Below are 13,021 nucleotides of genomic sequence, written 5' to 3' on the forward strand. Positions count from 1 at the left end.
GGTGCATCCAATCCCTGCGCCTTCCTATGCTATGCCTGAATCCCGCCCCACTGGTCACCGCTTTGCCAACACCGACCCGAATGTGGTCATCGGCAACTTCCCCTGGTACGAAATGCTGTGGCGCTCGCTGCGCGGCGACTTCAAGCCGCAGAAGGAGCCGGCCGGCGGGTACGACGCCTTTGTGCAGAAGTGGACCCAGCCCATAGACCATATGCGCCTTGCGCAGCGGCAGGTTGAACCGGCTGTTACCTGGCTGGGCCACGTGTCCACGCTCTTGCAGGTGGGCGGGCTCAACGTGCTGATGGACCCCACGCTGGCGTCGCACGCCGGCCCTAGCGGGCGGCTGGGCGCACAGCGCCGGGTGCCTGCCCCGCTGACGCCTGAGGAGCTGCCGCCCATCGACGTAGTGCTGATCTCCCACAACCACTACGACCACTTGTGCGACGCCACGCTGCGCCGGCTGCTGAAGGCTGGCCAGACCCCGCGCTTTGTGGTGCCGCGCGGGCTCAAGGCCTGGTTCGACGCCAAGGGTATTGCCAGGGCGACCGAGTTGGACTGGTGGGACAGCCTGCCGCTGAACGACACGCTGCGCGTGCACTTCACGCCCTCCCAGCACTGGAGCCGGCGTACCGCGTTTGATACCAATGCCTCGCTGTGGGGTGGCTATCTGCTGGAGTGGACGCGGCCTGCGGCTGAGCAGCCCTGGCGCTTTCTGTTCCCCGGTGACACGGGCTACAGCGATGACTTCAAGACCATTCGCCAGCGCATAGGCACGGTGGACTTTGTGGCCCTGCCCATAGGCGCCTACCTGCCGCGCGATTTCATGAAGCCCATGCACGTGAACCCGGCGGACGCGGTGCAGCTGATGCTGGATCTGGATGCCAAACAGTGCCTAGGCGTGCACTGGGGCACCTTCATGCTGACGCAGGAGGCGTTTGACCAGCCACCCATCGACCTGGCTGCGGCCTTGGCTGATCGCGGTCTGGCGCAGGACCGCGTGTGGCTCTTCAAGCATGGGGAGACGCGGGCCATCCCGCTCTAGCTCATTTGCGCATCAGAGTGCTCTTGCCGAATAGCGACTCGATCAAGTCCACCGCCACTTCCGCGGTGCGGTTGCGCTCGTCCAGCGCGGGGTTGAGTTCAAACACATCCAGGCTGCCCAGGCGGCCGGTGTCGGCAATCATCTCCATGCAGAGCTGCGCCTCGCGGTAGGTGGGGCCGCCGCGCACGGTAGTGCCCACGCCGGGCGCAATGTCGGGATCCAGAAAGTCCACGTCAAAGCTCACATGCAGGTGGGTGTTCACGTCCATCAGGGCCAGCGCCAGTTCCATGGCCGCGCGCATGCCCATCTCGTCGATGTAGCGCATGTCGAACACTTCCAGGTCCTGCTCGTGCACAAAGCGCTTCTCGCCCTCGTCCACGCTGCGGATGCCAATCTGCCGCACCCACTTCGGTGAAATGGCCGGCACCTGGCCGCCAATCTCGATGAGTTCTTGCGGCCCAAAGCCACACAGGCAGGCCACCGGCATGCCGTGGATGTTGCCGCTGGGCGTGAGGGTGTTGGTGTTGAAGTCGGCATGCGCGTCCAGCCACAGCACGCGCAGCTTTTTGCCCACGGCACGGCAGTGGCGCGCCACTGCGCTGATGGACCCTACGCCCAGGCAGTGGTCCCCGCCCAGCACGATGGGCAGGCGCCCGTCCTGCAGCTCGGCGTATACGGCGTCGTGCAGGCTGCGGTTCCACGCGGTCACCTCGGTCAGGTGGCGGTAGCCGTTCACGGGTGGCAGCCAGGGGTTGCTGGGGCCGCTGAGGTTGCCGCGGTCCAGCACCTCCAGCCCATGGCCCTGCAGCACGCTGGCAATGTTGGCCACGCGCAGGGCCTCGGGCCCCATGCTGGCGCCGCGGCTGCCTGCGCCAATGTCGGTGGGCGCGCCGATAAGGCTGATCTTGGTGTTCATGGAGTTTCCAGTTCGAAGACAGGGAGCCGCTCGCCCACCAGCAGGCCGCGTGCGTTGCGAATTTCGGCAGCGCGCCAGGGCTGCAGGGCTACGCGTTGCGCATCGTCCAGCCAGCCCAGCTGGTCCAGAATTTCGACGCTGGCCGCAAACAGCGCAGGCTTGTTGCCATCGATGATCTTGAGTGCAAAGGCCTCGCCGCGGCTTTTGCTGCCCACCACCTGCACGCCGTCCGCACCCACCTTGCTCACCCAATCGCCTCGGCCCACGCGCATGAAGTCCAGGTCGTTGCGGCCGGTGCCGCTCACCATCTCGGGGTGGGCCGTCATGGCTTCGCTCAGCAATGCAAAGCTGGCGCCAAATTCGGCATCCTGAGCGCCACTGGCCAGGCGCGCATAGCCGCGCGCGAGATTGGAGAGTGGCATGGCGAAGTTGGGCGCCGAGCAACCGTCAATGCCGCGCGGCATGTCTTGCACGTCCATGCCCACGGCGCGTGCCACATCGCGCGCAATGGCCTGCTGTAGTGGGTGGTCTGTGGCGGTGTAGTCGTCCAGCGGCAGGCCGTGCTGCACGCAATAGGCCACAAAGCCCGCATGCTTGCCGCTGCAGTTGTTGTGCGCCTCGGTAAAGGTGGCGCCTTCGGGCGCGCCCTTGTCAAAGAAAGTGAACTGCAGCGGCACATGGCAGCCGCAGCGCAGCGTTTTGTAGCTTTCACCCGCCTTGGCCAGCATGCTGTTGGCACCATCCACATGCATGGCCTCGCCGTTGTGGCTGGCGCAGAGCAGGGCGTTCTCGGCCTGGGTAAAGCCAAACTGCGCGGGGCCACCGGTTTCCACAAAGGGCAGGGCCTGCAAGGCCTTGAGCGTAGAGCGGGTGAAGGTGACGAGGTGCGGGTCACCTGCGAAGGCTTTTAATGTGCCATTGCGGTCCACCACGGCGGCGGCGCCAAAGTGCAGACACTCGGGCGTGCCGCCACGGGTGAGCTGGATGAAGGGGGCAAGGTTCACGGGCTGGGTTCTCCTGCGGGGAAGGGTATCCGATTTGCTGCGGTTTGCGCTGTGGCTGTCTATACTGAAACGCTATCGCCACAGCCCCACTTTGCATAGCCCATGCTCACGTCCGAACAGAAAACCCGTTACCACGAAGACGGCTTCATCATCCTGCCCAACTTCAAGTCCGCTGCAGAGATCGCCGCCGTGCGCGCCCGGGCCGAGGCCATCGTCGATGCCTTTGACCCCAATGAGAGCAAGACCATCTTCACCACCAATGACCAGGTGCGCCAAGTGGATCGCTACTTTCTGGACTCGGCCAACCGCGTGAGCTGCTTTTTTGAGGAAGAGGCGTTTGGCCCGGACGGCGAGCTGCGCCAGGCCAAGGCCCTGTCCATCAACAAGATCGGCCACGCCCTGCACGACCAGGACCCGGTGTTTGAGGCCTTCAGCCACGGGGCTGCGCTGGCCGAAGTGGCGGCCGATGTGGGCCTGACCCGGCCGCAGGTCTGGCAGTCCATGTACATCTTCAAGCAGCCCGGCATTGGCGGCGAAGTGGGCTGGCACCAGGACGCCACCTTCTTCGACACCACGCCCATCAGCGTCACCACCTTCTGGTTTGCGCTGGAGGACGCCACGCTGGACAACGGCTGCCTGTGGACCGAACCCGGCGGCCACCGCGGTCCGCGCGGCGTGCTGCGCGAGCGCTTTGAGCGCCGGGGTGACGACATCACCATGGCCAAGCTGGACGCCACGCCTTGGCCCGCCAGCAATGTGAACGCCATTCCGCTGGAGGTGAAAGCGGGGGCGCTGGTCGTCTTCCACGGGCTGCTGCCGCACTACAGCGCGCCCAATCGCTCGGCTGTGTCCCGGCATGCGTACACCCTGCATGCGACGGACGCGAGCACCCAGTACGCCGCCACCAATTGGTTGCAACGCGGAGCCGACGATCCCGTGCGGGGCTTTCTGCTGTCATGATGGAGGGCTTTTCTCCCGCCCTCCCGAACTGACATGACCGACACGTTGCCCACCCCGCCCGAAACACCGACCGCTGACGCCCCGGCGGCCACCCGCCAGCGTGCGTCCAGACCCGATGTGTTCCCGGTACTGGAAAAGATGGCGGAGTTCTACCCCCACATGTTTGGCGCCACCTTCTTGCCCATGAAGCGCGGCATCTTCCTGGACCTGCTGGACGCGCATCCCGACGCGTTTGAGCGCGATAGCCTCAAGGCGGCACTCGCGTTTCACGCGCGCTCTACCCGCTATCTGACGGTCGTGGCCTCCGGCGAAGACCGGTGCGACCTGCAAGGCAAGTCTGTCGAAGCGATGGCGCCAGAGCATGTGCACCACGCCCTGCTGGAAGTCTTCCGCCGCCGCCAGACCCGCAGCAAGGAAGACCTGCGCCCCAAGCTCATCCAGCGCATCGTGGTGGCCTGCGAGGCCTCGGGCCTGACGCCGCAGGCCTATGCGGAGCTGGTGCGCGGTCGCGACGAGGCCGCCAATGCGGTGCTCGATGAGGCGATGGCAGAAGCCAACGCTCGGGCCGCCAAGACGGAGGCGTTGCTGAAGGCGTTCAAAGCCAGCGGAAAAACGGTGGAGGTGTTTGCCGACATGTACGGCATGGATCCGCGCGCGGTGACGCGCATGCTGGGTCAGACGACGGCCATCTGACCCGCGCGGGCCATGTGCCTACCCCGCCAGCAAAAAGCCCCGCATGCGGGGCTTTTTGCTGGCGGGGTAGGCTGCTTACTTGCAGTACACGCGCGCGGTGCGGGGGGTGTAGATGCCGAACGTGATGATGCCCAGCAGAACGTCGGAGCCGGCTTGCTCCACGGCCACGCCCTGCACCTTGTCGGCGCCGCCGCAGACCTTGCCTGCATCCACGGACTTCATCTGGCCGATACCGCTGACGAAGAAGGTTTGGCTGTCTTCGGTCCGGGGAGTGGGAGTCTCGGGCAGTTCACCGGCGACGTTGAAACGCTGGTTGGCGCAGCCCACCAGCATGGCGGTGGCGACGACGGCAGTCAGGGCGGATTTGATCATGTGAAAGCTCCCAAATGGTGTGAATAAAACAGCCTGCACCACGCAGGCTGCAGGCATTGAAGCGCGCACGCCGCGCGGCGTCAAGCCGGATGCACCCGGTGTGGCGCCCGCGCCCCAAGCCGCAATTTGTTACCAGAAAGCACGGTTTCTCCCCTTTTCGGGCAGGGCTCAACCTGCCATAGTGGTTTGCATTCCCATGGAGGTGTGTGGTGCGCTGCTGTGTGTTGGCCCTTGCCGTGATTGCTGTGCCCGGTCTGCAAGCCCAGACGCTGGAGCCTGCGCCGGTGACGCCCGCCGCTCCGGCAAGCCCCATGGGCGCCTCGGATCGCGCCATGGTGCTGCGTGCCGATGGGCAACGCCAGCAACTGGAAGACTCCCTCAAAGACTATCTGGTGGCGTTTGACACCCGCGTGGCCCCGCCCGGCGCGCTGCCACGCAAGACCGTGGGCCTGTCGCTCACCAATTTCTCCGGCAGCCCGCTGGCCCTGGCCTACGATCCGAATGGCAAAAGCATGATGGCGCAGTGGCGCTCGGTGCAGACCACCGCTTTTGGCCAGACCATCCAGTACCAGGCCTTTGTGGGCGAGGCTGGCGCGGTCAACTTCCTCATCAGCTCACGCTTCTAGATTCAAAACCTTGGCAAGTCCGGGTGCTTGATTTGCCCGGCTCGCACCAGCATCTTTCCGTACTCGGCGCAGCGCTGCAGCGTGGGGATCACCTTGCCGGGGTTGAGCAAGCCCTTGGGGTCAAACGCCTCTTTCAGCGCCACCATCTGCGCGTTCTCCTCGGCGCTGAACTGCACGCACATGCTGTTGAGCTTTTCCACGCCCACGCCGTGCTCGCCCGTTACCGTGCCACCCATGGCCACGCTGGTTTCCAGAATGTCGGCACCAAACAGCTCGCAGCGGCGCAGCTGGTCGGGGTCGTTCGCGTCGAAGAGGATGAGCGGGTGCAGATTGCCGTCGCCCGCGTGGAACACATTGGCGCAGCGCAGCTGGTACTTTTTCTCCATCTCCGCAATAGCCAGCAGGATGTCGGCCAGCCTTGCACGCGGGATGGTGCTGTCCATGCACATGTAGTCGGGGCTGATGCGGCCGCTGGCGGGGAAGGCGTTCTTGCGCCCGCTCCAGAAGCGCAGTCGTTCAGTCTCGCTGTTGCTCACCGCAATGCCAGTGGCACCTGCACTGCGCAGCACGTTGGTCATGCGGCCAATCTCTTCCTCCACCTCTTCGGGCGTGCCATCGCTTTCGCACAGCAGGATGGCTTCGGCCCTCAGGTCATAGCCCGCATGCACAAAGTCTTCCACCGCAGCGGTCATGGGCTTGTCCATCATCTCCAGCCCGGCGGGGATGATGCCGGCCGCAATCACCGCGGCCACGGCGTCGCCCGCTTTGCGCAGGTCGTCAAAGCTGGCCATGATGCAGCGGGCCAGCTGCGGCTTGGGCACCAGCTTCACCGTCACTTCGGTGATGACGGCCAGCATGCCCTCGCTGCCCACCAGCACGCTCAGCAAGTCGTAGCCCGGCGCGTCCAGCGCGTCGCCGCCAAACTCGATGGCCTCGCCTTCCATGGTGTAGCCGCGCACCTTCAGCACGTTGTGCAGCGTCAGGCCGTACTTGAGGCAGTGCACCCCGCCCGAGTTCTCCGCCACGTTGCCGCCGATGGTGCAGGCAATCTGGCTGCTGGGGTCGGGCGCGTAGTACAGGCCCAGGGGCGCGGCGGCCTCGCTGATGGCCAGGTTGCGCACACCGCACTGCACCACGGCCGTGCGGCTGCGCTTGTCGAGCTTGATGATCTTGTTGAACTTGGCCAGCGACAGCGTCACGCCCAGTGCATGCGGCATGGCGCCGCCCGACAGGCCGGTGCCCGCGCCGCGCGCCACCACGGGCACGTTCAGGCCATGGCACACGCGCAGCACGGCAGCCACCTGCGCCTCGGTCTCCGGCAGCGCCACCAGCAGCGGGCGCTGGCGGTAGGCGGTCAGCCCGTCGCACTCATAGGGCGTGGTGTCTTCCGTCTGGTAGAGCAGTGAATGCGGTGGCAAATGTGGCTGTAGACCCCGCAGAATCTGCGCAAGCAGCTCTGATTTTGATAGCAAATGCTGGGTGCTGGCGGTGGCGGGTGCGTTCATGGCAGGCTCTTGGGCGGTGTGGGTTGCACTCTAGTGGAAAGCCGGGCGCCGTGGCGTGAAGAATCTTGCGGCCTAGCCCACCGCTTTTTTCAACCAGTCGGCAAAGGCGGCCACTTCCCAGCGGTCCAGCGCGCCAGTGCGCCAACACAGGTAGTGGGCGTGGGGGCTGGGCACGTTGTGGTCGTACAGGCGCACCAGTGCGCCGTTGTCCAGCCAGGGCGCGCCCAGCTTCAGGCGCACCAGGCCCACGCCCATGCCGGCGGCGGCCGCGTCGCACATGAGGCCGATGTCGTTGAACTGCGAGCCGTCGGCCGGCTCGGGCCAGTCCAGCCCGTTGGCGGCAAACCAGGTGCGCCAGGGCTCCAGCGGGCTGCGCAGCATGGGCAGGTTGGCCAGGTCCTGCGGCGTCTCGAATGGCCCGTGTTCGCGCACAAAGGCAGGCGAGGCCAGCGGCGTGACCTCGTCCTTCATCAAGAGCGCGTGCTCCATGTCGGCATAGCGGCCGGGGCCAAAGCGCACCATCAGGTCCGCGTCCTCGGCCACCACGTCCAGCAGCGGAATGGACACCTGCAGCGTGAGGTCGATCTCGGGGTAGGCATCGGTGAACTGGCGCAGGCGCGGGATCAGGATGGAGCGCGAGAACGTGGGTGTGACGGCCAGGCGCAGCTTGCGCTTGCCCGGTGCGGCCGACGCGCTGGGGAATTTCTGCAGGATGGTCAGGCCCTCGCGCACATGGGCCAGGTACTCGCTGCCCTCGGTGGTCAGCGAAAAGTCGGCGCGGCCAAACAGCTTGGTGCCAATGATCTGCTCCAGCTGCCGCACCCGGTGGCTTACCGCGCTGGGTGTGACAAACAGTTCTTCCGCTGCCAGCGTCACCGAACGCAGCCGTGCCAGCGCCTCGAAGGTCAGCAGGCACTGGATGGGGGGGATGCGGGAGGCGCTCATGGCGGAATGATGCCACCAGTGGGCGATTTGACGGCTTGGGGTTGCGAAACTGCACGTCTTTTCGTCTGTGACACTTGCAACATTTCGGGGCATTTGCACCAGGGATGTTGCAATTGACCAAAGATTGCTACATGGGGCTCGGTCTAGTATGAATTTCCTTCAACCTTGAAAGAATTCTGATGACTATGCAAGCCCCGTTTTTTGGCAAACGCCCCGCTGATCCCGTTCACTCCCGCCCCGGCCCAGGCCAGTCCGGCGGACTGTCGGGTTCTGGCTCCAGCACAGGGGGCGGGGGACATGCAACGCAGGCGACGGCACCAGCGCCAGTAACTGCCAAGCCCGCGAGCAGTGCGGCAGAACCCCCGGTGTCGGGCGCGCCCACCAAGGACGGTGGTAGCAAGCTGACGGTAGGTCCCAACATCAAACTCAAAGGCGTGGAAATCACCGACTGCGACACCCTGGTGGTCGAAGGCATGGTGGAGGCGACGATGGACTCCCGCGTGATGCAGATCGCCGAGATCGGCGCCTTCAAGGGATCCGCAGAAATTGACTATGCCGAGATCCACGGCGAGTTCAACGGCAACCTGACCGTGCGCGAAAAGCTGGTGATCTACTCCACCGGACGGGTCACCGGCAAGATCCGTTACGGCAAGGTGGTGATCCAGGAAGGCGGCCAGCTCATGGGCGATATCCAGTTCGGCGCCGCCCACCGGGCTGAAGTCCTGCCCCCCGCCAAAATGGGCCTGCTCAACGCCGCATAGGCGCAGTCCGTCGTCGGGCGCAGGCAAGGCGCTGCGCTGCGACCAAGTATCAGCCCCCTTCGCTGGGGGCTTTGTTTGCCTGCCATCAGCCAAACTAATGCCCTCGCTGAACTGGGATCTTTTGCCGCAAAACCGGCAAAAGCACCGTGTTTTCCCCGAGAGCAACGCCTATTTCCGCCCGGTGTCCGTCAGTAGAATGGCCCTCTTTTTCCCCACGGGAGTTGCCCTGTGTCTGACACCCTTGCGGTCCTCCCGCAGTACCTGCTCCCCAAAAAAGCCCTGACCGCATTTGCCGGCAAAGTAGCTGGCTGGAAGGGCGGAGCGATGACCACCGCGATCATTCGCCGCTTTATCCAGCGCTACAACGTGAACATGGCCGAGGCGGCCAACCCGGATCCGGCGGCGTACCCCACCTTCAACGAGTTTTTCACACGTGCGCTCAAAGACGGCGCACGCCCCCTGGCCGACGCCCATTTCATCTGCCCGGTGGACGGTGCCATCAGCCAGTTTGGCGCCATTGCCAAGGACCAGATTTTTCAGGCCAAGGGCCACCACTACAGCACCACGGCGCTGGTGGGGGGCGATGCCAAGCTGGCCGCACAGTTCGACGATGGCACCTTTGCCACCATCTACCTGAGCCCGCGCGATTACCACCGCATCCACATGCCCTGCGATGGCACGCTGCGCCGCATGATCTATGTGCCGGGCGATCTGTTCTCCGTCAACCCGACCACGGCGCGTGGCGTGCCGGGCCTGTTTGCCCGCAACGAACGGGTGGTCTGCGTGTTCGATACGGCGCATGGCCCCATGGTGCTGACGCTGGTGGGCGCCACCATCGTGGGCAGCATGGCCACGGTTTGGCACGGCGTGGTGAATCCACCACGTTTGCCCCAGGTGACCGAGTGGCACTATGAAGAAGGCAGCGTGGTATTGCCCCAGGGCGCAGAGATGGGACGCTTCTTGCTAGGTTCCACTGTCGTGATGCTGTTTGGGCGCGACCGGCTTGCATTTGACGGCTCTTGGGCCGCCGGAAAGCCCGTACGTCTGGGTGAAAAAATGGGTCAGAACCTGTAAAAAGCCGGTATCCTGATTTGCAGGGAGCTGCTGATTGTTGGAGAGTTGGGTATGCAAAATGCATCGTCTGATGTCGCACTGGCCGTGGTTCACGAGACCTCGCAGGAGTTGGCTTTCGAGGTGAGTCCTGGTACGGCCGGGGCAAGTGGTTACCGCCGCGCCAGCCTGCCGCGCTGGACCGCGATGGAGTCACTGTCCGTGCGGGCCAGTGTCTGGCTGGCGCTGGCCAGTGTGCTGGCGGGCGCCGTGGTAATTGGCGTGTTCTCGCTGTTCCAGATGGGGCGGCTCAATGCCTCCACCAAGGCGATTTACGAGCAGGAATTCATTGCCGGGCAGGCGGCAGAGCAGGCGCGTGGCCTGATCCTGCGGGCCAGCCGGGCCCAAACCCAGCTGCTGACGGCCACTACGGCCGCCGAGCGCAACACCCTGGGCGGCGATATTGAGGCCAGCCTGGGCCAGATTGCCACTCGCCTGGAGACCATCAAGGGGCTGTCCAACACCGAGGAAAGCACCACCACCAGCCAGCAACTCATTGAAGCCATGGGCAACTGGACCAAGCGTCAGCGTGCCTACATCACCCTGGTGAAAGAACAGCCGCTGGACCTGATGCAGATGAGCACCGATGTGCCCACCGAAGACGCGCGCTTGCTCAACGATACCCGCAAGCTTGAGAAACTCGTGGACACGCTGGTGGAGCAGCGCTCCAAATCGGCCGAGGCCACCATCGTGCATGCCGGCCAGATCTATCAGTCTTCCCAGACCTGGGTGGTCGGGATCATGGTGTTGCTGTTTGTCCTGTCCCTGCTGATCAGTGGCTGGGTGGTGCGACGCCTCTCGCGCCAGCTGGGTGGCGAGCCGGCCTATGCCAAGTCGATTGCCAGTGGCATCGCCAAGGGTGACTTGTCCATGGATATCAAGCTCCAGCCCAATGACACCGAGAGCCTGCTGTACTCCCTGCGCGACATGCAGGGCCAGCTCGCCCAGACCATGCGAGAGATTGCCGACAGCTCCAAGCAAGTGGCCAACGCTTCGCGCGAAATCTCCATGGGCAACCTGGACCTGTCGCAGCGCACCGAATTGCAGTCCGCCTCGCTGGAAAAGACCACCACCAACGTGGAACAGATGGCCGCGATTGCCAAGCGTTACGCCAGCAGCGCCACGCAGGCGGCCCAGCTGTCTGGCGTAGCCAAGCGCTCGGCCCAGCAGGGCGGGGAAGTGGTGGCCAGCGTGGTCGCCACCATGGAACAGATCAGCAAGAGCACCGAGGCCATCCACGGCAACATCAGTGTGATCGAAGGCATTGCCTTCCAGACCAACATCCTCGCGCTCAACGCGGCGGTGGAAGCGGCCCACGCGGGCGAGCAGGGTCGGGGCTTTGCGGTGGTGGCGGCCGAAGTGCGCTCTCTGGCCGAGCGCAGTGCCAAAGCGGCGCGCGAAATCAATGCGCTCATCGAAGCCTCGACCGCGCAGGTCAAGGCTGGCGAGGCGTTGGCACAGAAGGCCGGTCAGACGATTACCGAGATGTCGCAGACAGTGCAGCAGGTGAGCACTGTGATGGAAGAGATTTCGGGTTCCTCCCTGGAGCAGAGCGCGGGCATCGAAGAGATCAACCGCGCCGTGGCCCAGCTGGACGATAGCACCCAGCAAAACGCTGCGCTGGTGGAAGAGGCTGCCGCTGCCGCCCAATCTCTGGATGAGCAAGCCCAGTCGCTGGACCAACTGGTGGGGCGCTTCCACTTGCAGAACTAGCCCCCACGCTCCGCTGCTGCGCGGGTCGCTGATCGGGCCCAGCCAGAGGCTAGGGCTCTTCAGGCTGTCCAGAGCCACGCAGGTGGCTCTGGAGCCGCAGCCTTCAGCCCCAAGGGGCCAATTACTTGAAGATTACGGTCTTGTGGCCGTTCAGCAGCACGCGGTGCTCGCTGTGCCACTTGACCGCGCGGGCCAGCACCTGGCTCTCGGTGTCGCGGCCCATGGCGGTCAGGTCCTCCACCGTTTTGCTGTGGTCAGCGCGCGCCACGTCCTGCTCAATGATGGGGCCTTCATCCAGATCCGCCGTCACATAGTGGGCAGTAGCGCCTATCAGTTTCACGCCGCGGTCATGCGCTTGGTAGTAGGGCTTGGCACCCTTGAAGCTGGGCAGGAAGCTGTGGTGGATGTTGATGGCGCGTCCGGCCAGCTTTCGGCACAGGTCGTTGCTCAGGATCTGCATGTAGCGCGCCAGTACCACCAGCTCGGCCCCTTCGGACTCGATCACCTCGTACTGCTTGGCCTCGGCCTGCGCCTTGGTGGCTGCCGTGACCGGGATGTAGTGGAAGGGCACGTTGTAGCTGGCCGCCAGTTGGTAGAACTCGCGGTGGTTGGAGACGATGGCGCGAATGTCCAGCGGCAGCAGCCCGCTCTTCCAGCGAAACAGCAGGTCGTTGAGGCAATGGCCTTCCTTGCTGACCATGAGCACGGTGCGCATAGGCTGGGCCGTGGCGTGCAGGCTCCATTGCAGGTGCAAGGGCTCAGCAAAGCTGGCCAGCTGGTTGCGCAGTTCGGCAGGGCTCAGCTGGCTGCAGCTGAACTGCACGCGCATGAAAAATAGGCCGGTGTCGTGGTCGTTGTACTGGGCGGCTTCTTCAATATTGCCGCCGCGCTCCAGCAGAAAACCCGAAACAGCATGTACCAGTCCCAGTCGGTCAGGGCAGGAAAACGTGAGGATGTAGGTCGAACTCATGGTGGGCGATTGTCGCAGTTCCCCGGCATCGGCCGGTTTCAGGGGCCAGAACGACCAAGGGGCTCCGAAGAGCCCCTTGCGCTGGCAACGGCACAGTCTAGTGCACGACCACCGGGTTCTGGGCCAGCATGGCGTACTGGTCCAGCGTGTCTTCCACTTCTTCCTGGGTGGGCGTGTTCACCTGCCAGGCCTGGATGTGTTGCTGGAACAGCTCGGCCCAGGAGCCATCGAGGTAGACCTCCTTGTTGGAGCGTTTGTCCACGATCTCGAAGCCGTGGCGCGCCAGCATGGGCACGCCTTCGGGGTAGCGGTCGGTTTTTTCGAGCTGTATGCCCTCATGTTCACCGTTGGCCAGCATGTGGGTGACGGAGAAGGATTCAGAGTCGTACAGCGTGTTCATAGTG

The 13,021-nt window shown here is 64.4% G+C and carries 14 protein-coding genes; 7 read left to right on the top strand and 7 right to left on the bottom strand.

Translation table 11 applies throughout. The annotated features are described in order from the left end of the window. The first annotated feature begins 31 nt into the window (after window positions 1–31). A complete protein-coding gene (locus AC1RNN_RS17165) occupies window positions 32–1,042 on the top strand; it encodes an MBL fold metallo-hydrolase (RefSeq protein ID WP_493090499.1) in 1,011 nt (336 codons plus the stop codon). 1 nt (window position 1,043) lies between these two features. On the opposite strand, the gene rocF is transcribed toward AC1RNN_RS17165, so the two are convergent. After that, complete coding sequence (rocF, locus tag AC1RNN_RS17170; protein ID WP_493090500.1) at window positions 1,044–1,958, bottom strand: arginase; 915 nt, start codon at window positions 1,956–1,958, stop codon at window positions 1,044–1,046. Then, window positions 1,955–2,962 carry an asparaginase gene (locus tag AC1RNN_RS17175; protein WP_493090501.1) on the bottom strand — a complete coding sequence of 336 codons (1,008 nt, stop codon included), beginning with the start codon at window positions 2,960–2,962 and terminating at the stop codon, window positions 1,955–1,957. Before AC1RNN_RS17175 ends, rocF begins: the two co-directional genes overlap by 4 nt. A gap of 102 nt (window positions 2,963–3,064) precedes the next feature. On the opposite strand from AC1RNN_RS17175, the gene AC1RNN_RS17180 reads away from it, so the two are divergent. Together AC1RNN_RS17180 and AC1RNN_RS17185 are read left to right on the top strand one after the other, a co-directional pair. Continuing rightward, a complete protein-coding gene (locus tag AC1RNN_RS17180; RefSeq protein ID WP_493090502.1) occupies window positions 3,065–3,922 on the top strand; it encodes a phytanoyl-CoA dioxygenase family protein in 858 nt (285 codons plus the stop codon). Between the two features lie 33 nt (window positions 3,923–3,955). After that, window positions 3,956–4,615: a ProQ/FINO family protein gene (locus AC1RNN_RS17185; protein ID WP_493090503.1), complete on the top strand. Its 660-nt coding sequence runs from the start codon at window positions 3,956–3,958 to the stop codon at window positions 4,613–4,615. Between the two features lie 75 nt (window positions 4,616–4,690). Here the strand turns inward: AC1RNN_RS17185 and AC1RNN_RS17190 are convergent, their stop codons facing one another. Continuing rightward, a complete protein-coding gene (locus tag AC1RNN_RS17190; protein WP_493090504.1) occupies window positions 4,691–4,987 on the bottom strand; it encodes a Bor family protein in 297 nt (98 codons plus the stop codon). Between the two features lie 221 nt (window positions 4,988–5,208). On the opposite strand from AC1RNN_RS17190, the gene AC1RNN_RS17195 reads away from it, so the two are divergent. Next, entirely contained in the window at window positions 5,209–5,613 is a 405-nt protein-coding gene (locus AC1RNN_RS17195; protein ID WP_493090505.1) for a hypothetical protein, read from the top strand. Window positions 5,614–5,615: 2 nt separating this feature from the next. Here AC1RNN_RS17195 and AC1RNN_RS17200 read toward each other — a convergent pair whose 3' ends face one another. Both AC1RNN_RS17200 and AC1RNN_RS17205 read right to left on the bottom strand, forming a co-directional pair. Next, window positions 5,616–7,118 carry an FAD-linked oxidase C-terminal domain-containing protein gene (locus AC1RNN_RS17200; protein ID WP_493090506.1) on the bottom strand — a complete coding sequence of 501 codons (1,503 nt, stop codon included), beginning with the start codon at window positions 7,116–7,118 and terminating at the stop codon, window positions 5,616–5,618. Window positions 7,119–7,190: 72 nt separating this feature from the next. Continuing rightward, on the bottom strand, window positions 7,191–8,063 hold the full coding sequence (locus AC1RNN_RS17205; RefSeq protein WP_493090507.1) for a LysR substrate-binding domain-containing protein: 873 nt from the start codon (window positions 8,061–8,063) through the stop codon (window positions 7,191–7,193). A 179-nt stretch (window positions 8,064–8,242) separates the two neighbouring features. Here AC1RNN_RS17205 and AC1RNN_RS17210 point away from each other — a divergent pair, with 179 nt between their 5' ends. The 3 genes from AC1RNN_RS17210 to AC1RNN_RS17220 all read left to right on the top strand — a co-directional run bounded on the left by AC1RNN_RS17210 (window position 8,243) and on the right by AC1RNN_RS17220 (window position 11,647). Then, window positions 8,243–8,824, top strand: coding sequence for a bactofilin family protein (locus AC1RNN_RS17210; RefSeq protein WP_493090508.1), 582 nt, complete (start codon window positions 8,243–8,245; stop codon window positions 8,822–8,824). Between the two features lie 228 nt (window positions 8,825–9,052). Continuing rightward, complete coding sequence (asd, locus tag AC1RNN_RS17215) at window positions 9,053–9,898, top strand: archaetidylserine decarboxylase (RefSeq protein WP_493090510.1); 846 nt, start codon at window positions 9,053–9,055, stop codon at window positions 9,896–9,898. Window positions 9,899–9,949: 51 nt separating this feature from the next. Next, window positions 9,950–11,647 (top strand): methyl-accepting chemotaxis protein, encoded by a 1,698-nt coding sequence (locus AC1RNN_RS17220; RefSeq protein ID WP_493090511.1) that lies wholly within the window; start codon window positions 9,950–9,952, stop codon window positions 11,645–11,647. 121 nt (window positions 11,648–11,768) lie between these two features. On the opposite strand, the gene purU is transcribed toward AC1RNN_RS17220, so the two are convergent. Both purU and AC1RNN_RS17230 read right to left on the bottom strand, forming a co-directional pair. After that, entirely contained in the window at window positions 11,769–12,617 is an 849-nt protein-coding gene (gene purU / locus AC1RNN_RS17225) for a formyltetrahydrofolate deformylase (RefSeq protein ID WP_493090513.1), read from the bottom strand. Between the two features lie 97 nt (window positions 12,618–12,714). Beyond that, window positions 12,715–13,017 (bottom strand): BTH_I0359 family protein, encoded by a 303-nt coding sequence (locus tag AC1RNN_RS17230; RefSeq protein ID WP_493090515.1) that lies wholly within the window; start codon window positions 13,015–13,017, stop codon window positions 12,715–12,717. Window positions 13,018–13,021: the final 4 nt, after the last annotated feature.

This window comes from Rhodoferax sp. GW822-FHT02D07, from assembly GCF_058802405.1.

Coding starts and splice junctions, on each gene's coding strand:
- AC1RNN_RS17165 (WP_493090499.1), top strand. CDS start 32: ATGCCTGAATCCCGCCCCACTGGTCACCGCTTTGCCAACACCGACCCG.
- rocF (WP_493090500.1), bottom strand. CDS start 1,958: ATGAACACCAAGATCAGCCTTATCGGCGCGCCCACCGACATTGGCGCA.
- AC1RNN_RS17180 (WP_493090502.1), top strand. CDS start 3,065: ATGCTCACGTCCGAACAGAAAACCCGTTACCACGAAGACGGCTTCATC.
- AC1RNN_RS17185 (WP_493090503.1), top strand. CDS start 3,956: ATGACCGACACGTTGCCCACCCCGCCCGAAACACCGACCGCTGACGCC.
- AC1RNN_RS17190 (WP_493090504.1), bottom strand. CDS start 4,987: ATGATCAAATCCGCCCTGACTGCCGTCGTCGCCACCGCCATGCTGGTG.
- AC1RNN_RS17200 (WP_493090506.1), bottom strand. CDS start 7,118: ATGAACGCACCCGCCACCGCCAGCACCCAGCATTTGCTATCAAAATCA.
- AC1RNN_RS17205 (WP_493090507.1), bottom strand. CDS start 8,063: ATGAGCGCCTCCCGCATCCCCCCCATCCAGTGCCTGCTGACCTTCGAG.
- AC1RNN_RS17210 (WP_493090508.1), top strand. CDS start 8,243: ATGACTATGCAAGCCCCGTTTTTTGGCAAACGCCCCGCTGATCCCGTT.
- AC1RNN_RS17220 (WP_493090511.1), top strand. CDS start 9,950: ATGCAAAATGCATCGTCTGATGTCGCACTGGCCGTGGTTCACGAGACC.
- purU (WP_493090513.1), bottom strand. CDS start 12,617: ATGAGTTCGACCTACATCCTCACGTTTTCCTGCCCTGACCGACTGGGA.
- AC1RNN_RS17230 (WP_493090515.1), bottom strand. CDS start 13,017: ATGAACACGCTGTACGACTCTGAATCCTTCTCCGTCACCCACATGCTG.